Source organism: Pandoraea sp. NPDC087047, from assembly GCF_044745225.1.
Classification (GTDB): Bacteria; Pseudomonadota; Gammaproteobacteria; order Burkholderiales; family Burkholderiaceae; genus Pandoraea.
Window position 1 is genome coordinate 116,124 of sequence record NZ_JBIUZU010000003.1, and the last position, 20,449, is coordinate 136,572.

The 20,449-nt window shown below is 63.1% G+C and carries 21 protein-coding genes; 17 read left to right on the plus strand and 4 right to left on the minus strand.

Annotated elements, in window-relative coordinates; all coding sequences use genetic code 11:
• Window positions 1–218: 218 nt before the first annotated feature.
• The gene (gene gpmA, locus ACIPHM_RS06055) at window positions 219–965 is read right to left on the minus strand and encodes a 2,3-diphosphoglycerate-dependent phosphoglycerate mutase (protein WP_400325561.1); all 747 of its coding nucleotides are present in this window, start codon (window positions 963–965) and stop codon (window positions 219–221) included.
• A gap of 235 nt (window positions 966–1,200) precedes the next feature.
• On the opposite strand from gpmA, the gene ACIPHM_RS06060 reads away from it, so the two are divergent.
• The 5 genes from ACIPHM_RS06060 (at window position 1,201) to ACIPHM_RS06080 (ending at window position 4,185) form a co-directional block, all read left to right on the plus strand.
• Window positions 1,201–1,608 (plus strand): rhodanese-like domain-containing protein, encoded by a 408-nt coding sequence (locus tag ACIPHM_RS06060; protein WP_400325563.1) that lies wholly within the window; start codon window positions 1,201–1,203, stop codon window positions 1,606–1,608.
• Between the two features lie 17 nt (window positions 1,609–1,625).
• Window positions 1,626–1,886, plus strand: coding sequence for a glutaredoxin 3 (grxC, locus tag ACIPHM_RS06065; RefSeq protein ID WP_309396017.1), 261 nt, complete (start codon window positions 1,626–1,628; stop codon window positions 1,884–1,886).
• A gap of 65 nt (window positions 1,887–1,951) precedes the next feature.
• Window positions 1,952–2,458, plus strand: a complete 507-nt coding sequence (gene secB, locus ACIPHM_RS06070; RefSeq protein ID WP_400325567.1) for a protein-export chaperone SecB — start codon at window positions 1,952–1,954, stop codon at window positions 2,456–2,458.
• 63 nt (window positions 2,459–2,521) lie between these two features.
• Window positions 2,522–3,541, plus strand: coding sequence for an NAD(P)H-dependent glycerol-3-phosphate dehydrogenase (locus ACIPHM_RS06075; RefSeq protein WP_400325569.1), 1,020 nt, complete (start codon window positions 2,522–2,524; stop codon window positions 3,539–3,541).
• Between the two features lie 113 nt (window positions 3,542–3,654).
• Window positions 3,655–4,185, plus strand: coding sequence for an O-acetyl-ADP-ribose deacetylase (locus ACIPHM_RS06080; RefSeq protein ID WP_400325572.1), 531 nt, complete (start codon window positions 3,655–3,657; stop codon window positions 4,183–4,185).
• Here the strand turns inward: ACIPHM_RS06080 and trmL are convergent.
• Both trmL and ACIPHM_RS06090 read right to left on the minus strand, forming a co-directional pair.
• Window positions 4,167–4,637 (minus strand): tRNA (uridine(34)/cytosine(34)/5-carboxymethylaminomethyluridine(34)-2'-O)-methyltransferase TrmL, encoded by a 471-nt coding sequence (trmL, locus tag ACIPHM_RS06085; RefSeq protein WP_400325575.1) that lies wholly within the window; start codon window positions 4,635–4,637, stop codon window positions 4,167–4,169. The two genes, ACIPHM_RS06080 and trmL, sit on opposite strands and share 19 nt — an antisense overlap.
• Window positions 4,638–4,654: 17 nt before the next feature.
• Window positions 4,655–5,101: a ComF family protein gene (locus tag ACIPHM_RS06090; RefSeq protein WP_400325578.1), complete on the minus strand. Its 447-nt coding sequence runs from the start codon at window positions 5,099–5,101 to the stop codon at window positions 4,655–4,657.
• Between the two features lie 543 nt (window positions 5,102–5,644).
• On the opposite strand from ACIPHM_RS06090, the gene ACIPHM_RS06095 reads away from it, so the two are divergent.
• The 9 genes from ACIPHM_RS06095 to ACIPHM_RS06135 all read left to right on the plus strand — a co-directional run bounded on the left by ACIPHM_RS06095 (window position 5,645) and on the right by ACIPHM_RS06135 (window position 15,698).
• Complete coding sequence (locus ACIPHM_RS06095; protein ID WP_400325581.1) at window positions 5,645–6,565, plus strand: methyltransferase domain-containing protein; 921 nt, start codon at window positions 5,645–5,647, stop codon at window positions 6,563–6,565.
• Between the two features lie 335 nt (window positions 6,566–6,900).
• Entirely contained in the window at window positions 6,901–8,010 is a 1,110-nt protein-coding gene (gene sbnA / locus ACIPHM_RS06100; protein ID WP_400325583.1) for a 2,3-diaminopropionate biosynthesis protein SbnA, read from the plus strand.
• A complete protein-coding gene (sbnB, locus tag ACIPHM_RS06105; RefSeq protein WP_400325586.1) occupies window positions 8,007–9,041 on the plus strand; it encodes a 2,3-diaminopropionate biosynthesis protein SbnB in 1,035 nt (344 codons plus the stop codon). The genes sbnA and sbnB overlap by 4 nt, the downstream gene beginning before the upstream one ends.
• Window positions 9,038–10,507 (plus strand): adenylosuccinate synthetase, encoded by a 1,470-nt coding sequence (locus tag ACIPHM_RS06110; RefSeq protein WP_400325587.1) that lies wholly within the window; start codon window positions 9,038–9,040, stop codon window positions 10,505–10,507. The genes sbnB and ACIPHM_RS06110 overlap by 4 nt, the downstream gene beginning before the upstream one ends.
• Complete coding sequence (locus ACIPHM_RS06115) at window positions 10,500–11,465, plus strand: diiron oxygenase (protein WP_400325590.1); 966 nt, start codon at window positions 10,500–10,502, stop codon at window positions 11,463–11,465. The genes ACIPHM_RS06110 and ACIPHM_RS06115 overlap by 8 nt, the downstream gene beginning before the upstream one ends.
• A gap of 183 nt (window positions 11,466–11,648) precedes the next feature.
• Window positions 11,649–12,695, plus strand: coding sequence for an ornithine carbamoyltransferase (locus ACIPHM_RS06120; protein ID WP_400325593.1), 1,047 nt, complete (start codon window positions 11,649–11,651; stop codon window positions 12,693–12,695).
• Between the two features lie 146 nt (window positions 12,696–12,841).
• Window positions 12,842–13,954, plus strand: a complete 1,113-nt coding sequence (locus tag ACIPHM_RS06125) for a pyridoxal-phosphate dependent enzyme (RefSeq protein ID WP_400325596.1) — start codon at window positions 12,842–12,844, stop codon at window positions 13,952–13,954.
• Entirely contained in the window at window positions 13,951–14,913 is a 963-nt protein-coding gene (locus ACIPHM_RS06130) for an FAD-dependent oxidoreductase (protein WP_400325599.1), read from the plus strand. Before ACIPHM_RS06125 ends, ACIPHM_RS06130 begins: the two co-directional genes overlap by 4 nt.
• A 140-nt stretch (window positions 14,914–15,053) precedes the next feature.
• Window positions 15,054–15,698 (plus strand): flavin reductase family protein, encoded by a 645-nt coding sequence (locus ACIPHM_RS06135; RefSeq protein ID WP_400325602.1) that lies wholly within the window; start codon window positions 15,054–15,056, stop codon window positions 15,696–15,698.
• Here ACIPHM_RS06135 and ACIPHM_RS06140 read toward each other — a convergent pair.
• Window positions 15,649–16,494: an autoinducer binding domain-containing protein gene (locus tag ACIPHM_RS06140; RefSeq protein ID WP_400325604.1), complete on the minus strand. Its 846-nt coding sequence runs from the start codon at window positions 16,492–16,494 to the stop codon at window positions 15,649–15,651. The genes ACIPHM_RS06135 and ACIPHM_RS06140 overlap by 50 nt on opposite strands.
• A gap of 583 nt (window positions 16,495–17,077) precedes the next feature.
• Between ACIPHM_RS06140 and ACIPHM_RS06145 the strand changes: the two genes are divergently transcribed.
• The 3 genes from ACIPHM_RS06145 to ctaD all read left to right on the plus strand — a co-directional run bounded on the left by ACIPHM_RS06145 (window position 17,078) and on the right by ctaD (window position 20,449).
• Window positions 17,078–17,551: a DUF2244 domain-containing protein gene (locus ACIPHM_RS06145; RefSeq protein ID WP_069340362.1), complete on the plus strand. Its 474-nt coding sequence runs from the start codon at window positions 17,078–17,080 to the stop codon at window positions 17,549–17,551.
• Window positions 17,552–17,616: 65 nt separating this feature from the next.
• Entirely contained in the window at window positions 17,617–18,822 is a 1,206-nt protein-coding gene (gene coxB, locus ACIPHM_RS06150) for a cytochrome c oxidase subunit II (RefSeq protein WP_400325607.1), read from the plus strand.
• A 34-nt stretch (window positions 18,823–18,856) separates the two neighbouring features.
• On the plus strand, window positions 18,857–20,449 hold the full coding sequence (gene ctaD, locus ACIPHM_RS06155) for a cytochrome c oxidase subunit I (RefSeq protein ID WP_400325610.1): 1,593 nt from the start codon (window positions 18,857–18,859) through the stop codon (window positions 20,447–20,449).

Consider the following 20,449-nt stretch of genomic DNA (forward strand, 5'->3'; position numbering starts at 1 on the left):
TGGCGGGAGAATGGCACGTCCGACGGGCGTTCGCGCCGGAGCCGGCGTCGGAAGCGGGGTAGGAAGCAGAGTAGGAAGCAGAGTAGGAAGCGCCGAGCGCACCGCGAAGACGCAGTGCGCTCGAGCGCCACGTCAGGGCGATTCCCTCCAAGGGGTGATTTTGCCGCTGACATCGCGCGCCGGCGTCGTTTGCCGGCTTTGCTCGCGTGCTGACTCGATTACTTCGACTTGCCCTGCGCGGCGACGGCGGCCAGTGCGCCGGCAATCTTGTCCTGATCGCCCAGGTAATAGTGACGGATCGGCTTGAGCTCGGCGTTCAGTTCATACACGAGCGGCGTGCCGTTCGGGATGTTCAGGCCGGCGATGTCGTCGTCCGAAATATTGTCGAGATGCTTGATGAGGGCGCGCAGCGAATTGCCGTGTGCGGCCACCAGAACCTGCTTGCCGGCGCGCACGGCGGGGGCAATCGATTCGTTCCAGAGCGGCAGCACGCGGGCAACGGTGTCTTTCAGGCACTCGGTGAGCGGGATCTCTTCGCGCTTGAGCTTGGCGTAACGCGGGTCGTTGTACGAGCTGCGCTCGTCGTCAGCGGCCAGCGGGGGCGGCGGCGTGTCGTAGCTGCGACGCCATACGTGCACCTGATCGTCGCCGTACTTCGCGGCGGTCTCGGCCTTGTTCAAACCGGCCAGCGCGCCGTAGTGACGCTCGTTCAGTCGCCAGCTATGCACCACCGGGATCCACATCTGGTCCATGGTGTCCTGCACGTGCCACAGCGTGCGGATCGCGCGCTTGAGCACCGAGGTATAGGCGAGATCGAATTTGAAACCGGCCTCGGCGAGCAGGTTGCCTGCGTGGCTGGCTTCGGCGACGCCCTTTTCGGTCAGGTCGACGTCGACCCAGCCCGTGAAGCGGTTTTCCTTGTTCCACGTCGATTCGCCGTGGCGGATGAGAACGAGCTTGTACATGTGCAGACTTCAGTCAGAGTTGGAAAGCGGGGGCAGCCGACGGGGGGCCGGGTCGGTTCGCAGCGCACGGCACAGCCAGGCCCGGCAAGGGTTTGGCCGCAGCACTTCCGGAACGTTTGAGGGCTCAATACAAGGGCCGCCGACGTCGGGCGCAACGATTGGCAACGAGACCCGTCGGCGCAATCACGGAATATTTTATAATGATCGGATTCTTTTGATATTTTTCAGGTGGTTTGTGAAGTTCTTTGCCGATTACACCAACCTCGCGCTGATCGCCATCGCTCTCGTTTCGGGCGGCATGCTGGCCTGGCCGGTATTCAAGCGTGGCGGTCGCGGTCTGTCGACCATGGAAGCGACCCAGCTCATCAACCGTAAGGGCGCCGTGGTGCTCGATGTCCGCACGGGAGAGGAGTTTGCCGCAGGCCACCTGCCGTCTGCGCGCAATGTGCCGCTCGACGACGTGGAGCAAAAGGTCGTGCAGGTCATTAAAAACAAGGCGGCACCGGTACTCATCGTGTGCAAGAGCGGTCAACGCTCGGCGCGCGCTCAGACGCTGCTTCGCAATCTTGGTTATGCTGAGGCGTTCAGCTTGCAGGGCGGCATCGCCGCCTGGCAAGAAGCCGGCTTGCCGGTCGTCAAGTAATCAAGGAGTTGCAAGTCATGCCGAAGATCGTGATGTACAGCACGCAAGTGTGCCCGTACTGCCAGATGGCGGAGCGTCTGCTGCGCCAGCGCGGGGTCCAGGAGATCGAGAAGGTTCTGATCGACAAGGAACCTGCCCGCCGTGAAGAAATGATGACGCGTACCGGTCGTCGTACGGTGCCGCAAATTTATATCGACGAGCGTCATATTGGCGGTTACGACGATCTGTCGGCGCTCGATCGTGCCGGTGGTCTCTTGCCGCTCTTGCAAGCTGCCTGATACCGCCTGCAAAATAGGCGCCCAGCCGCGTGACTGCGCGGCTGTCTTCATTCCAAGGAAACGAAATGTCCGACCAGAATCAGCCGTTTTTCAGCATCCAGCGCGCTTACCTGAAAGATCTGTCGCTCGAGCAGCCGAATTCGCCCGCGATCTTCCTCGAGCAGGAGATGCCGACTGTTGAAGTGCAGTTGGACGTCGCTGCCGAGCGTCTGGCCGAGGAAATCTTCGAAGTCGCCGTGATTGCCACCGTGACGGCCAAGATCAAGGACAAGGTCGCGTTCCTGGTCGAAGGCAAGCAAGCCGGTATTTTCGAAATCCGCAACGTGCCGGTCGAGCAGCTCGATCCGCTCATCGGCATCGCCTGCCCGACGATCGTGTATCCGTACCTGCGCGCGAACGTGGCCGACACCATCAGCCGTGCCGGTTTCCAGCCGATCCATCTGGCGGAAGTGAACTTCCAGGCGCTGTACGAGCAACGTCTGGCACAACTGGCCGAGCAACAAGCGGCCAACGGCGAGACGCCGGCGTCGGGCATCGTGATGCCCGACGGCTCGTCCGCCCAGACCCACTAAGCGCTTGCGCTTGATCGACGCCATGGCCGGTATCGTGCTGGCCATGGCGTCGAGGTCTCCCACATGAAGATTGCCGTATTCGGTGCAGGTGCCTGGGGCACCGCAATGGCGAGTCACATGGCGGCACGCCATGATGTTGTCCTCTGGGCGCGCGATGCTGCGCTCGTGACACAACTGACCGCCACCCACGAGAATTCCGCTTACCTCCCCGGCTCCCCGCTGTCCCCCCGTCTGCGATTCGAAACCGATTTCGCAACGGCGATGGCGCATGGCACGGGCGAGCGCGCATTGTGTGTCGCTGCCGTGCCGGTGGCCGGTCTGCGCGCCCTGGCTGGCCATTTGGCGAACGCGGGCACGCCGCCGCAGAATCTGATCTGGCTGTGCAAAGGTTTCGAGGCCGACACCGGCCTGCTGCCGCACCAGATCGTGGCCGAGGTCTTTCCGAAAGTGGCAGGTGGTTCATTGTCCGGGCCGAGCTTCGCGCGCGAAGTCGCGCAGGGGCTGCCGGCCGCATTGACGATCGCCAGTGCCGTGCCCGCGCTTTGCGAACTGACGATTGCCGCATGCCACTTCGGTGCGTTGCGCATTTATTCGAGCGACGACCTCGTCGGCGTCGAAGTCGGCGGCGCCGTGAAGAACGTGCTCGCGATTGCGACGGGCGTGAGCGACGGCCTTGGCCTCGGCCTTAACGCACGCGCGGCGCTGGTCACACGCGGTCTGGCCGAGATGACGCGTCTTGGCGTTGCGCTGGGCGGCAAGCCCGAGACATTCATGGGACTGGCCGGCATGGGCGACCTGATTCTGACCGCCACGGGCGACTTGTCGCGCAACCGTACCGTCGGCTTGCAGCTCGCGTCGGGCAAGTCGCTGGACGAAGTGCTCGCGTCGTTGGGACACGTTGCCGAGGGCGTACGATGTGCGCGTGCGGTGCGCGATCTTGCGCGCGCGCATGGCATCGAGATGCCGATTACCGACGCCGTGTGCGCCACGTTGTTCGACGGTTTGCCCGCCCGCGCGGCGGTAGAAGCGCTGCTGCGGCGCGACGCCCGCGCAGAACGCGAGGACGACGCTCTTCCGGGCTGAACCCGTCCTCTGCGTTGCATGGCCCGCCGGCGATCCTTCCAGGGATGGCCGGTGAGTCGTTTCCCCGGCGACGGCCTCCCGCCGTCGACACTCGCAACAAGGGAGTCGAGCCCATGTCGCAAGTCGTCCGTCTTCACGCCTCTCAAGGCGATATCACGCAATCCCCGGTCGATGCCATCGTGAATGCCGCGAACGAGTCGCTGCTGGGCGGTGGCGGTGTCGACGGCGCGATCCACCGCGCCGCCGGACCGGAACTCCTCGAAGCCTGCCGCAAACTTCATGGCTGCCCCACCGGGCAGGCGAAGATCACACCCGGATTTCGTCTCAAGGCGAAGTTCGTGATCCATACCGTCGGCCCCGTCTGGCATGGAGGTGCAGACGATGAACCCGCGCTGCTCGCGAGTTGTTATCGCGAGAGCTTGCGTCTGGCGGCCGAGCAGGGGTGCCGGAGCGTGGCGTTTCCGGCGATCAGTTGCGGTGTTTATGGCTACCCGGCAGAGCTTGCCGTCCCGTTAGCCGTATTTGCCGTACGCGACGCGCTACCTCATTTCCCGAGCATCGAGCACGTGGAGTTCGTAAGCTTCGACGCCGCGATGTTCGCCAGATACCGGCGCGAACTCGCGAGTCAGGACCCGCCCGCGTAATCCTGTTGACGCCATGCCTCGAAGACGACGACGGCGACGGTGTTCGACAGATTGAGACTGCGGTTGCCCGGGCGCATGGGCAGACGCACGCGTTGCGTCGTCTCGAACGTGTCGAGTAATGCGGGGTCTAGGCCGCGAGTCTCCGAGCCGAAGACGAACCAGTCGCCGGGGGCGAACGACAACTCGCCGAAGGGACGCGAGCCGCGTGTGGTCAGTGCAAACATGCGCGTGGGATCCGGCGTTTCTGCGGCGAGAAAGGCCGCCCAGTCGCGATGCACCTTCATCTGCGCATACTCGTGATAGTCGAGCCCGGCGCGGCGCATGCGCGCGTCGTCGAGCGGAAAGCCGAGCGGTTCGATCAGATGCAGCCGTGCCCCGGTGTTGGCACACAGACGAATGACGTTGCCGGTGTTCGGCGGAATTTCAGGCGAGACGAGAACGACGTTGAACATGAGCGTTGGGGGCAGAGTTATGGAGCCGGCGGCGTGCGCAAGACGACTGCCGCGAGGACATGGGTGGCGCCTGCGCGCTTGAGTGCTGCGGCTGCGGCGTCGCAGGTCGCGCCGGTGGTCATCACGTCGTCGATGAGAACGACTCGACGTCCGCTGACGCGCTCGCTTGCGACAAAGGCACCTTGCAGATTGCGCCGGCGCTCGTCACGGGAAAGACGCCGCTGTGACGCGGTCGTCCGTTCACGATGCAACACGTGGGCGCTGGCCGGAAGATGCACCCGCCGCGATGCCACGCGCGCCAGTTCCCACGCCTGATTGAAGCCACGCGAGGCGAGACGCGACGGGGCCAGTGGCACCGGCACCAGCAACGGTGTTTCGTTGCGGTAGGGTGCGAGGGCGTCGCCAAGGCGTTCGCCGAATTCGCGCACAAACGGCAGCGCACCACGGTATTTCAGACGAATCATCAACATATCGAGCGGCGGCACGTAGTCTGCGAGCGTCAGCGCAGCATCGAACGCCGGTCGGCGCCGCAGGCATTGTCCGCAGAGGATAGGGGATTTGGTGCGGCAAATTGTCGCACCCTCCGCGACGGCGGCAGCCGATCCATCCAATGACAACGCCAGCGACGGTAACGCGATAGCGCACCGGTGGCAGCGACGCGACACGTCGGATCTGACCGCATCGAAGGCACATGCGCAGTCGTCACAGACCTGCCGTGCGGCCCGTCGGTGACAGACGGCGCAGTGATCGGGCAGCGCCACGCGCAGTAATGCGCTCGCGAGCTTGGCCAGCGTCAGGAAGGGGAGATCACGGGTGGGCACGGCGTTAGCGGAGATGAGTGGCTGGGTGTCTGGAACTGGACGGTCCGAACGGCAGGCGTGGCTGGCGCTACGGGAACGGTCGCGCGGTCTGGCGGCGGGTTGAAGCGCGTGACTGACCGGCAGGTTGGTGCCCGATGCGTTCTGACAGCAGCGAGTATACTGCCGACTCGCCTTTTCGCCCGTCCCATGAAGCCTTCCGTCGCCCCCCAAACCCCGTCTTCTGCGTTCTCCGCCCGCTTCTTGCGCACTGCGTTCGATCGTCGTGCGTCGAACTGGCAGGAGGCCGATTTCCTGATGCGGGAGGTGGCGTCGCGACTCGCGAGTCGGCTCGATTACATCAAACTCAAGCCTAGGCGCGTGCTCGATGCCGGGTGCGGTACGGGAGGCGATCTGCTGAGCTTCGGCGAGCGGTATCCCGAGGCTTATCGCGTGGGGCTCGATGCGTCGTTTGCGATGGCCAGGAGCGCAGCGGCGGCGGGTGCTGCGACCGGCTGGCGACGGCTGCTGCGCAGCACGCCGCCTTACGGCGTGGTGCAGGCCGATTTCGCTGCGTTGCCGTTTGCGCCGCGCTCGTTCGATCTCGTATGGTCGAACCTCGCGCTTCATTGGTACCGGGAGCCGCACCGCGTGATTCCCGAGTGGCATCGTGTGCTGAGCACCGACGGCTTGCTGATGTTTTCGGCGTATGGCCCCGATACGCTGCGCGAGTTGCGTGCGGCGTGGGCAGAAGTCGACGATGTTCCGCACGCGCTGGAGCCCACGGACATGCACGATCTGGGCGACATGATGGTGGCGAGCGGCTTCGATACGCCCGTTACGGACATGGAGCGCCTTACGCTCACGTTCGAATCGCCCGACACCTTGTTGCGCGACGTGCGTCTGCTGGGCGTGAATCCGTTGCCGGAGCGTCGCCAGGGGCTCACCGGGCGGGCGCGTTTTGCGGCCTTGCGTGCCGCGCTGGAGCGTCAGCGCGGCAGCGACGGCACGATTGCATTAACGTTCGAACTCGTCTACGGGCACGCCTGGAAGATCCCCGAAAAGACCGATGCCGCCGGCAATGCCGTTGTGCGCATTCAGGACATCGGAAGAGGCGGACGGCCCCGCTAAGCCTTCGCTGGTAACGTTTTGTGCAACGTCGCCATCGGCGCGACGGGTGCAATCTCGCCGGTTCCTTCCGGCATCTTCTGGCGTTCCCCAGCCTTTCCGCACCGCGTGACGAGGCTGACGTGCCTCGTCGGTGCGTGCCTCTGCGCGTCGCCGCATCCTGCGTCCTACACGACTATGCAGGTGTTCTGCGCTCGTCCTATTCGCTTAAATGACGCTTCACGGCGGGCATGAGTGACGGACAACGCGGATCGCAGTCCCTACGCATAGCTCATGCCATCGCGCCGTCGGCGGACGAACCGCGGACGAATTGCAGGCGCATTCTCGGGAGGTGAGCGGTGGGGTATCAGCACGAAACGTTGGCGGCGTTGCCGGAGGTGGCAGAGCTACCGCAGCGCGCGCTTGCGGGAAGCGATGGCGGTGGATCGCGTGATGCACATCGGCTGCGCGTCAATGGCGAATTCCTGCGTCCGACTGTCCCTGTATTCACTGCGATTAACGGCCTGTGTGCGGCCGCCGTTCACCTAAAACTCGAAGGCCTGAACGCTGCTGGTTCCATCAAACTCAAGACGGCGCTTCAGTTGCTCGACGACCTTGAAGCGTCGGGCCGGATCGACGCCGGCACGCAGATTGTTGAGTCCTCGTCGGGCAATCTCGGTGTGGCCCTGGCCCTGGTGTGCGCCAATCGTGGCTATCGATTCACCTGCGTGACCGATCCCAACACGTCAAGTCATGCCATTCGTGCCATGCAAGCAGCCGGTGCGCGTGTCGTGCGCGTCGATCGTCGTGACGCACAAGGGGGCTATCTCGCCACGCGCATCGCGTGGATTCGCGAGCAGATAGCACACAATCCGCGATGGATCTGGGTCAATCAATATGCGAACCCGAGCAACTGGCGTGCTCATTTTCGATGGACGGCCCCCGAGATTTTTTCGGCGTATCCCAACGTCGATCATCTCTTCGTCGGCGCGGGCACGACAGGTACGTTGATGGGCTGCCTGCGCTACGCGCGTGCGCATCGATTGCGCACGCGCGTCATCGCCGTCGATGCCGTCGGCTCCGTCACGTTCGGTGGCCCGCCGGGACTGCGGCGCATTCCCGGACTGGGGACGAGTTGCCGCCCACCGCTTTGCGAACTCCCGGATGCGGAGTCGCCAGACACCATTGTTCACGTCCCGGAAGCCGACACGATTCGCATGTGTCATGCGTTGGCCGAACGGGGCCTGCTCACCGGAGGGTCGACGGGGAGCGTGTTGCGAGCGGTGCAGATCTCGTCGGCGGATATTGCCGCGAGCGACACCGTAGTCGCCATTGCTCCGGACATGGGCGACAAGTACCTCGACACGCTTTACGACGCCGATTGGGCGGCCGTTGCTACCGACGACCCGCCGGGTTCGCGTCGCGGGGCATCTCCTCTCGTTGAAACCGTCTGCCCGTCACTGTCATGAACGCACTTCCTATTCCCCAGTTCCGCGTGTTCACCGGTGAGCAAGTCGACGCTGCCGTCCGTGACGGGAAGCAGGCCATTCTCGATGCCGTCGAAGCGGCGTATCGGGCCCATCACGCAGGGCGCACGGTCAATCCGGAGAGTCAGTTTCTCCGTTTTCCCGACGGTCATCGCAATCGCATCATCGCGCTGCCGGCGCATATTCGCGACGACGGCGATGGCGGCGGCGGGGTGACGGGGATCAAGTGGATTTCGAGCTTTCCCGAAAACATCGAACTCGGCATGCCACGTGCGTCGGCCGTGCTGATTCTGAATGATGCAACCACGGGCTATCCGATGGCTTGCATGGAGGCGAGCATCATCAGCGCGGCACGCACGGCGGCGAGCGCAATCAGTGCGCTGCGTTGTCTTGCGCGTGGAGCGTCGGCGCAGCGCCTGCGGGTGGCGTTCATCGGTGCGGGAGTCATTGCGAGGCATGTGGCCGAATGTATGCCGCTCGCAGGTCTCTGCATCGATGAGGTGACGATTCACGATCTGAACATCGATTACGCCGCTTCGCTCGCTACCCGAATTCAGACACACGTCGGGTATGACGCGCACACCGAAGCGTCGCTCGAAGTCGCCATTCGCCAGGCGGACGTGGTCGTATTCACGACCACGGCGCCCGCGCCGCACATCGACAACCCCGATTGGTTCTCTCATTGCCCGCTCGTGCTGCATCTGTCGCTGCGCGATCTCGCACCCTCGATCATTCTCGAGTCCTACAACGTGGTCGACGATATCGATCACTGTCTGCGAGCGCTGACCTCGCTTCATCTCACGGAGGTCGCAACGGGCCATCGGCGCTTCGTCACGACATCGTTGCCGCATTTGCTGTGCGGCGGCGAGCCTCCGGCGCGCGACCGCCCGATTGTGTTCTCTCCCTTCGGACTCGGCATTCTCGACATCGCTGTCGGGAGTTGGGTCTACGAGTGTCTGGCCGCTCGGCAGGCGCCGGTTCCCCGGTTTTTCTTCGATATGCAACGCGCATGACCACAGATTCCTTTCGCCCCTCTTCCCCATTGGATCAACACGCTTCGAGCCCCGCCGAAGGATTCGCCGACGTACTCGTCGGATTGCAATACGGCGACGAAGGCAAGGCAAAAATCATCGACGCCCTCGCGCCGGGGTACGACGTCATCGCACGCTTTAACGGCGGTGCCAATGCCGGACATACCATCGACACCCCGCAGGGTCGCATCGCCCTCAAGCAATTGCCATCGGGCGTCTTTCATCCACATGCGAAGCTATACATCGGGTCGGGCTGCGCCATCAACCCCTGGAAGCTGGCAGACGAAATCGAGCAACTGCATGAGATGGGCATTTCGCTCGAAGGGCGGCTGCACATCAGCGCACGAGCGGCGCTGGTGCAACCGCACCACATCGCCATGGACCGACGCGGCAGCGGCACGATTGGCACCACGGGCAACGGCATCGGACCATGCTATGCGGATCGCGCCTTGCGTGTGCGCAACGACGTACGTGTCAATCTGATGCTTGGCGATCTGATCGGGAACGAGGCGGATACGGTGGTTGCCATGCGCAATGTCTTCACGCGCATGATCAACTCGGAAGGGGGAACGTCGCCGTGGGTGGCCGAAATGTCCGACCTTCTGCTGGGGCTGCCGAAGGTGGCCGAGACGCTGCGTGCCTATATCGAACCGGATCGCGGATGGCTCACGAATCGCGTCAGGGAAGGCGCGCGGGTGTTGTTTGAAGGCGCGCAGTCGGTGTTGCTCGATGTCGTCGACGGGAGCCAGCCATACGTTACATCGAGCCATACGGTGCCGGCTTACGCCTATGTCGGCGGAGACCTCTCACCGAAGCACCATCGGCGAACCATCGGCGTTGCCAAGGCCATCATGTCGCGCGTAGGGCGGGGGCCGTTTCCTTCGGAGCTTGGCGGCGAGCGCTCTGCGCAGTACTGCCACGACGCGTCACAGTCGAGTGTCGGCAAGGCCGAGGAGCAATCCCGCTTTGCTGCGGACAAGTTGTTGCGCTCCAGTGATCCGTGGGATGTCGGGACAGCACTCCGAATGCTGACCGGCGAGTACGGGACGGGAACCGGACGGCCGCGTCGCATCGGCATGCTCGACCTCGCGCAGTTGCGAGAGGTTGTCAAGGCGCACGCCGTGGACTGCGTCTACCTCAACAAAGTGGACTGTCTGACGCATTACACGCATTCGATTTATCAAGGGGTGCCGATGCGCGTTCACCGCGACGTGCTGTCGGCGGATGTGATGCCCGATGTCCTGATCTACCCGGGGTTGACGGAACAATCACTTACGCTTGGACGTGAGGGGACGCTGGATGCCGCGATGAACGGTTTCATCGATTTCGTCGAGCGGCACATCGGCGCGCCGCTGGCGGGCCTCGGCCTCGGCCCGGAGCGAGCGAGTCTGGTATCGCTCGCTGCGCATCAGGTCGCGCCCGTCGCGGGTGTGTCACCGCATGTCTGATCAGCACCGACTTTCTGGCGGTGCGGGGCACGCGGCTCGCAGGAATGGGACGCACGATTCGGTCCACAAGCCTTGGCGCGAAGTCGCGGCCGTGACCCGTTGTGAGACGGAGGCGCCGTTCCCGCCGCTACAGTCAGACCACGTGTTCTTCAACGTGTCGCTTATGCCGTATGCCGCTCATCCGTTGGTGTGCGAGCGAGGTCAGGCAATGCGGCAGCGATTGAGCGCCCTGCGTCTTGAGGACTATCTGAACAAGACAGAACGTGTCGAACTGCACATCGTCAATCGCGCCATCGAACACATGCTCGACATTCCGGGAATCGTGTCGGTTAGCCGGGACGATCTGCTCGCCATCTACACGGATGAGGGTTTTCACACGTGGATGATGGAGCGCTTTCGCAGGCGATTCCTGAGTGTTACGAGATACGCGCTGGCACAGCGGCCGTCGTTAAGCGTCGTGCGCGTGCTGGCGTTGTGCGAGGCCGTGCCGGCGACGTATCGCGGATTGGCCATCGTCGCGGCGGCGTCTGTCACGGAGACGTTGATTACGAGCACGTTGCGTCAGGCAGGCGCATGCGACGAGATTTATCCGCCGGTGCGCACGCTTTTCGCGGAGCACGGCGCAGACGAGATGCGTCATCAAGCGGCGTTCGTTCGTTTCGCGAACGAGTGGGTGCCGTCGTTGTCGACGAAAGAACGTGAGTTTGTCGACGAGCTATTGCCTGAACTGATGACGGCCTTTCTCGCGCCCGAATTGCCCGCGTGGCGCACGCATCTGTGTGCCGCTGGGCTGGAAGCCGCCGCCGCTGACCGCGTGATTCGCGAAAGTGTCGATCCCCTGGAAGTGGGCGTTCAGATGATGGAGGCGGCGTTGGTGCCGCGTCGTCTCTTCGAGCGCTTGGGCATGTCATGCGCGGAGCGGTTTGCGCAGCGGGCGAGTCGTTGGCGGCCGCCTTGATAGGCGCCTGTCCTACAGGCCGCCCGAACGACGATGCTTGTGACGACCCCGTCGTTTTCAGGACGGGAGAATCGACAGAGGTTTCGCTGGGAGTTGTGCCAGTGGTTAGGCGGATGAAGCCTCGCAGGACGAGCAGTGTTTCGCCGCCATCGAAACGTTGACGAAGACGATCAGGAGGGATGTGTGACTAGCCATTGGCTCGCCCCCGATTTGACGATGAGTGCCCCGGACTACCGTGCGCTGCTCAGTGCGGCACTGTCCTTCAAGCGTCGGTATCCATTGCACACCGAGGGTGCGCTCCGGAACAGGACGATCTACTTTCTCTTCTATAACGCGTCGTTGCGCACACGCAGCAGCTTCCAGACCGGGTTGGCGCGATTGGGGGGAACCGCCATCGTGCTCGATCCGCAGAACGGGATCTACACCCCTGCGCTCCCCGACGCGGAGATCCCGTATTCAACGGAGCGTGTGTCGGACGTAGCACGAGTACTGTCGTCCTACGGCGACGCGATTGCCATTCGCATGTATGGGGCGCCTGCGGGGTGGGTGTACGGTGCGGCGCACCGGCATCTCGAGGCGTTCGCGCAGTGGAGCCAGGTGCCCGTCATCAACATGGAGTGCGACCGCTTTCACCCCTGTCAGGCGCTCGCGGACATGATGACGCTGCGCGAGCAATTGGGTGGGCTTACCGGGCGACGGTTGTGCATCAGTTGGGCCTACTCCGGAAGTTGGCACAAGCCCGTGGCAGTGCCTCAGAGTCTGTTGCTCGCCGCGGTCAAAACAGGCATGGACGTGACGCTCGCGCATCCGACATCGTTCGCCCTCGATCCGCAGGTGATGAAGGCGGCCACGGCGTTTGCCGAACAGACGGGAGCCCGCATTCGTGTGACGCACGACTTGCGCGATGGTGTGGCCGATGCGCACGCCGTCTACGCCAAGTCGTGGTGCAGTCTCGATCATTTGCCGCAACGTCATGGCGACCCCGTAGACGAGACGGCGATGCACGCGGCGTTCGAGCGGCATCGGGACTGGTGCGTCGATGCAGACGTCATGCGTCTCGCTGCGCAAAATGCGGGTTATCTGCATTGTCTGCCAGTGGATCGCGGACAAGAGGTGTCGGAGGACGTGATGGAGAGCCCGTTGTCGTGGGTGTTTCAGCAGGCCGGGAATCGGCTTCACGCGCAAAACGCCGTGATGGCGCATTTGTTGAATCCGGGGTGCCTGGCGTGATGCCGATATTTTCCTACCGCTATGTCTGTGTGCGATGCGCGACGCCGCAGCCATGGGGAGAGATTCGCTATCGCTGTCACGTGTGCGGACAGAATCTGCGCGTCCAGCGCAAAGCGCATGCTAACGCGCCTTCTGCCGAGGACATCGTGAGCACGTTTCGCGGCGGCGGAATGTGGCGATACGGTTCGCTACTCCCCGTGGAGGCCCATTGGGGTAGCCGATTGGGCGTTGGTGCAACGCCCTTGATCGACTGCGGCGACGACGGCGGTGTTCGCCTCTGGATCAAGGACGAAGCGCGCAATCCCAGTGGCTCGCTGAAGGATCGCGCCACAGAACTGGTGCTGGCGGTGGCGAAGCGGGCCGGGTGTACGCATACGGTGGCTGCGTCGACTGGCAATGCAGGGGCCTCGCTGGCTTGCATCGCAGCGTCACAGGGCATGGCGGCAACCGTTGTCGTGCCGGCCAGCACACCCGTCGTCAAATTGGCACAGATTCGGGCGTACGGAGCGAAAGTCTGTGAGGTCGAGGGGACTTACGACGATGCCTTCGAGATCGCCGAGCGTATGGCCGACGACGCCCTCGTGTGCTGTCGAAACACCGGTGCCAACCCGTTCACCCGAGAAGGCAAGAAGACATGTGCGTTCGAGATCGCAGAGGCCTTCGACTGGCGCGTGCCCGACTGGGTCATCGTGCCGACCGGAGACGGCAACATTCTGTCCGGGGTGGCCGCGGGTTTTCTCGATCTTTATGCGCTTGGCATTACGTCGGCGGTCCCGCGTTTGCTGGCGGCGCAAGCCAGCAGTTCGGACAGCATTGCGCGCGACTGGCGCGAGAACGACGAGGCGGCGCCTTTGCCCGAGTCGCCCACCGCGGTGACGCCGAAAACGGTAGCGGACAGTCTTTCGGTCAGCCGTCCGCGCGATCACTTTGCGGCATTGCATGCCCTACGTGCGACACGCGGGGCATGTGAGGCGTTAGACGATGTTCGAATCGTCGAGGCATCGCGAACACTCGCTCAGCGCTTCGGCCTGTGGTTCGAGCCGTCGGCGGCCGCTGGCTATGCGGCGCTGAAAGCCTGTCTCGCGACGGGGCGCATTCAGGCCGGGGAACGCGTCGTGCTGCTCGGCACGGGCAGCGGGTTGAAGTCGCCGCAGAGTTTCGACAGCGCGACGCCAGCGCACACGACAGCATTCGCGGAAACGGCCCCGTCTCGCGCTCCTGAAGATCGGCCGCATGGGCATCTGGGGACGCGTCCATGAGCCGCCCGCACGTCATCGTGTTGGGGGCGGGTGTCAGCGGCCTGACGACGGCAATTGCGATGTCGCTGGCCGAATGTCGCGTCGCCATCTACGCAGCGGAAGGACCGGCGCAGACGACGTCCGCGCTGGCGGCGGCGATATGGCACCCGTTCTATCAGGCGCCCGATTTTGTTTATCTGGCGCGAGCGCGACAGACCTACGCGACGATGCATCGGCTTTCGTCGGACACCTCGTCGGGTGTGGTCATGAAAGCACTGACGGAGTATTTCCGGCACGACGCCGGTATGCCGTGGTGGGCAGAGTGTGCCAGCGGTCTCAAACGTTTGCCGCAGGCCGAGGTGCCTTCGAGATTCGCGTGCGCATACCGCATGGATGTGCCAGTCGCAGACGCCGCGACCTATCTCGGATATCTCATGAACATGTTTCTTGAGCTCGGAGGGCAGTATGAGCAGCGACGCGTCGAAGATCCCATGACGTTGCTGGAGCACGCGGACTTCGTGGTGAATTGCTGCGGCTATGGCAGCCGGCAATTCGGTGACGACGATTTGTCGTTGTCGCGAGCCGTTGTATTGCGGGCAACGCGCGACGATGCCGTACGCGGCTGCTTCATCGACGATTCGGACCCGGCGATGCCGACCTATGTCGTTGAGCGGGACGATGACATTGTGCTCGGCGGCACGGCAGATCCCGATCTGACATCCACCGTGATCGGGGAGCGACAGATCGAGGACATCATTCGTCGTTGCACCCATCTTTGTGCGGGCGTCGCCGCATTGCGCGTGATCGACACGCGTATCGGATTTCGTCCGATGCGACGCGCGCCACGGGTGGCGCGAGATGACAGTCATTCGCGTCTGCTTCACAACTACGGGCACGGGGGCGGTGGTTTCACGCTGTCATGGGGATGTGCCAATGACGTCGTGCGACTGATGGGCAAGACGTCGACCGACGCGTCATGACAATGCAGCACCCGTGATCAACCGCAACCGCAACCGCAACCGCAACCGCAACCGCAACCGCAACCGCAACCGCAACCGCAACCGCAACCGCAACCGCAACCGCGCTCTCAACCACGATCCCGACCGTGAGGGGAAACTCGATGGAACTGGACCCGGCGACGCTCGACGAAGCGAGCATCTACAACTTCATGATGAGTACGATTCTGCCGCGTCCCATTGCGTGGGTGAGTACGGTCGATGCGCAGGGCAGATCGAATCTGGCACCGTACGCGTACTTCATGGGGGTGTGCTGTGTGCCAATGACGGTGCTGTTCTGCCCCGTGGTGCCGCCACCTCCCAAACGCAAGAAAGACACGCTGCGCAATATTGAAGCCGTGCCCGAGTTTGTGGTGAACGTGGCGAGCACGTCGTGCATCGACGCCGTGAATCTCTCGGCGGCACCGCTACCGCCCGGGGAGTCGGAATTCGACCTGACTGGCGTGACGCCGGTCCCTTCGTCGCGCGTGCGCCCGCCGCGCGTTCGAGAGGCGGCGGTCGCTTACGAATGCCAGGTTCGCGACATCATCGAGATCAGCGCCGCACCGGGCGGCGGATGGGTCGTGCTTGGCACCGTGCTCGCCGCACATGTGGACGACGCGTTGCTCGATCCCGTGACACATCACGTGGACTTGCAGGCACTAAGTCCGGTAGGGCGGCTCGGCGGCGGATCGTTCGTGAACGCAGCCAGCGACACGTTCACGTTGACACGCTACAAGACACTTGCCGATCTGGCAGCACGCAAGTGACGTTGTGGGGCACGGAGGCTGCGAGGTCGTCTAGCAATCCGTAGTCGCTCGCGAGTTGCACTGCCCTGTGACGACTCGATACGTCGAACTTGCGCATGACACTGCGCAGATGGAACACGACCCCATGCTCGGAGATAGTAAGGATGCGCCCGATCTCCCATGAAGTCTTGCCGCGCGCTACCCATCGCAGGCACTCTCGCTCGCGCGGCGTCAGAACGGGGGCATGCTGACTCGCCGCGTCGCGCAGCACGATGCGCCACACGGCCTCGTGTACATGCGTGGCAAGCACGGCGCCGGCGTGCTGCATCCATGCCAGCGCACCGGGATCGCGCGGATGCCGAAGGGCAGGATGCAGATGCGGCGGGCGCCGGGGCGACGACAGACTCAACGTTCCCGACGCGCCGGACGGTGTGAAGACGGGATACGTCACGCCGAAGCGCAACCCTGCTGCACGCTGCTCGCAGAGCAATTGCCGGGCTTCGGAGGATGCGTACAGTTCGGGCGTCCATTCCACCGGCGTGAGCTGCCGGCACGCGAGCGAGAGGACAGGATCGAAGGCTTCATACCGTTGCGTGTCGTAATGCTGCTGCCATGCGTGCGGCAGATTGCTGAGTCGTGGGGTGGCGAGCTTTCCGCCGGGCAGTGGGAAATGGCCGCGATAGCAGAAGTAGCGCTGCCGGAGCGTGCGACACAGCGTTGGCAGCAGCGTGCGCAGGACATCGAAGTCGGTGGCGGACTGCATGGCGCTCAGGCCGTCGGCAAACGAGCAGGGAGTGAAGTGACGCGTGGCTCGCATGGCATGACGATGTAGGGAACATGTTTCGCTTGTAGCATGCGTCTCAGGGTCGCGCGCATCGCGTGTCGCTCTGACGTGCGCGTCTTCACGCCGCATCGTCGCGACGGCGTTGCGAGATAGCGCTGCGAGAGTGCCGCGATAGCACCAAACTACGGGGCGCGACATAACGTCGCATGCGAAATTCGATGCACCGTCTACTGTTGATGGATATCGGACGAATCCCGCATCGCAGCGAAGCACGGCATGACGGCGAGGGGATCTGAAGTGTCGGTCGCGAATGCGATCGACGGAGGTATTCAGGACACCGCAACGAGTCGCGCCGTGTTGCAATGTGTCAAACCGGCCGCGCATAGGGAGTATCCCGTAGTTGTGCGGCCGCCGGAATTTCTGGCTAGGGGAATTACCGGATTTCCCTTTCGCATCAATGAGTTCAGGAGGATGCTATGGCGCGCCAAATACTCGGTATCAATGTTGTCGCTTCGAGAATGCGCGTTCTATAATGCGGCAGTTTGTCGCGGCCCGGATGCAACTAGTTCCTGGCCGTCGGACATGAAAGACCCAAAATGCCCCACGGGTGACGGCGATGCTCGCAGCCTCCTCTTCCGATGCCGGATCGGTGACGAAGGAATGGACGCATAAGCGCAACTGCGCGATATCGCCGCGCCAGTTTGTCCTGTTCTACCTGTCGTTGGCCGCCGTGTCACTGGGTGTTGCCTTGATTGCGGCGTGGCGCGGTGGGTGGTTGGTCTTGCCGTTCACAGGCCTGGACTTGCTCGTGGTGGGCGTTGCGTTCGTCATTCATGCCCGGCATGCCACAGATTACGAGGTCATTCGGTTGTCGCCCGTGAGCCTTGTGGTCGAGCAACGTTCAGCACAGAGGTTGACGCAGTTCGAGTTCAATCCCCGCTGGGTGCGTATCGACATCGAGAAGCCGCCGCGTACGCGCATTGTCTTGCGCTCGGGGAGCCGCTCGGTCACCGTCGGTGCCTATCTTGCGCCGCATCGCCGCGAAACGTTTGCGCGCGAGCTGCGCCGTTGTCTTGCCCAACAGGCCTGAGAGATGGAGACGATCTCGGGCGACCGCCAGGGAGGATTTGGATGGTAATTTTGGGTAAGGGAGCTATGAAAAAAACGAAACACGCCTTGGCGGCTTTCCTTGCGGGCGCCTCACTGCTCGCCGGCGCTCCGGCACTGGCGGCGGTCACGGATATGCCGGGGGGGCCGGCCGTCAACGAACTCAACTTCCAGCCGCCGGTCACCAAACTCGCGGAAGAGCTTCACAACCTTCACAACATGATGCTGATCATCTGTCTGGTGATCTTCATCGGCGTGTTCGGCGTGATGTTCTACTCGATCTTCAAGCACCGCAAATCCAAGGGCCATCAACCCGCGAATTTCCACGAAAGCACCACGGTCGAGGTGATCTGGACGGTCGTGCCGTTCATCATCGTGATTCTCATGGCGTTGCCCGCCACGAAGACCGTCGTTGCCATGAAGGACACCACCAACGCCGACATCACCATCAAGGTGACCGGCTATCAGTGGAAGTGGGGCTACGACTACCTGAAGGGCGAAGGCGAGGGCATCAAGTTCCTCTCCACGCTCACCACGCCGCGTAGCCAGATCGACGGCACGGCGCCCAAGAGCAACACGTATCTGCAGGAAGTCGACAACCCGATGGTCGTGCCGGTCAACAAGAAGGTGCGTCTGATCACCACGGCCAACGACGTCATTCACTCGTTCTACGTGCCGGCCTTCGGCATCAAGCAGGACGCCATTCCGGGCTTCGTGCGCGATACCTGGTTCAAGGCCGAGAAGGTTGGCGAGTATCGCGGCTTCTGCACCGAGCTGTGCGGCAAGGAACATGCGTTCATGCCGGTCGTGGTGAAGGTCGTCTCCGAAGACGATTACAACAAGTGGGTCGACGCGCAGAAGAAACAGATGGCGGCGTCCGCCGACGATCCGAACAAGACCTATACCGTGCAGGAACTGATGGAGCGCGGCCAGAAGGTCTACGCGTCGAACTGCGCCGTGTGCCACCAGCCGAACGGCAAGGGCGGCGGCGCGTTCCCGGCACTCGATGGCGGGAAGATCGTGACGGGCCCGGTGGCGGACCACATCAGCATCGTGCTGCATGGCAAGAATGCGATGCCGAACTGGTCGCATCTGAACGATGTGGAGCTTGCAGCCGTGATTACGTTCGAGCGTAACTCGTGGAGCAACAAGACCGGCGACGTCGTTCAGCCGGCGCAGGTGCGTGAAGCGCGCGGCAACAAGTCGGCGAATGCCGCAGGGGCTGCCGAGGCCAACGCAGCGAAGAACAGTTAAGTCGTTCGACCAGTTCGAAGCAAGGAGATTGGGTATGAGTTCCATCGCTCACGATCACGTGGCGGGTCACGACGATCACGCGCACGACCATCCGCACGGGTGGCGTCGCTGGCTGTTCGCGACGAATCACAAGGACATCGGCACGCTGTACATGATCTTCTCGTTCGTCATGCTGCTCTCGGGCGGCGTGATGGCGTTGATGATCCGTGCGGAATTGTTCGAGCCGGGCTTGCAGTTCATTCGTCCGGAGTTTTTCAATCAGCTCACCACCATGCACGGACTGGTGATGATTTTCGGCGCGATCATGCCGGCGTTCGTGGGGTTCGCGAACTGGATGATTCCGTTGCAGATCGGCGCGTCGGACATGGCCTTCGCGCGTATGAACAACTTCAGCTTCTGGCTGCTGCCGGTCGGCGGTCTGCTGCTGATCTCGTCGTTCCTCGTGCCGGGCGGTGCCACGGCAGCCGGCTGGACGATGTACGCGCCGCTGTCGGTGCAGATGGGGCCGGGCCAGGATCTGGCGATCTTCGGGGCGCACATTCTCGGGGCGTCGTCGATCATGGGGGCGATCAACATCATCGTCACCATTCTGAACATGCGCGCACCCGGCATGACGCTCATGAAGATGCCGATGTTCGCGTGGACGTGGCTGATCACCGCCTACCTGCTCATCGCCGTGATGCCGGTGCTCGCCGGCGCCATCACGATGCTGCTCACGGACCGTCACTTCGGCACGTCATTCTTCAACGCGGCGGGCGGCGGCGATCCGGTCATGTATCAGCACATCTTCTGGTTCTTCGGGCACCCGGAGGTGTACATCATGATTCTGCCGGCGTTCGGGATCGTGTCGCAGGTGATTCCGGCGTTCTCGCGCAAGCGGCTGTTCGGCTATAGCTCGATGGTGTACGCCACGGCGTCGATCGCGATTCTGTCGTTCATGGTGTGGGCGCACCACATGTTCGTGACGGGCATGCCGGTCACCGGCCAGTTGTTCTTTATGTACGCGACGATGCTGATCTCCGTGCCCACGGGCGTGAAGGTCTTCAACTGGGTCGCCACAATGTGGAAGGGCTCGCTCTCCTTCGAATCGCCGATGCTCTTCGCCGTCGGCTTCCTCTTCGTGTTCACGATGGGCGGCTTCACCGGCCTGATCCTCTCGCTGGCCCCGCTCGACATTCAGATGCACGGCACTTACTACGTGGTGGCGCACTTCCACTATGTGCTGGTGGCCGGTTCACTCTTCGCGTTGTTCTCAGGGTTCTATTACTGGGTACCGAAGTGGACGGGCCACATGTACAACGAGTGGCGCGGCAAGTTCCACTTCTGGGGCTCGCTCATCACCTTCAACGTGACGTTCTTCCCGATGCACTTCCTGGGACTGGCGGGCATGCCGCGTCGCTACGCCGATTACCCGGCGCAGTTCACCGACTTCAACCAACTGGCCACCATCGGCGCATTCGGTTTCGGCCTGATGCAGGTGTACTTCCTGTTCTGGGTCGCGTTGCCGACGTGGCGCGGCGGTCCGGCTGCCGAAGCCAAGCCGTGGGATGGCGCTGAAGGTCTCGAGTGGACCGTGCCGAGCCCGGCGCCGTTCCACACGTTCGAGACGCCGCCGAAGGTGCATTGA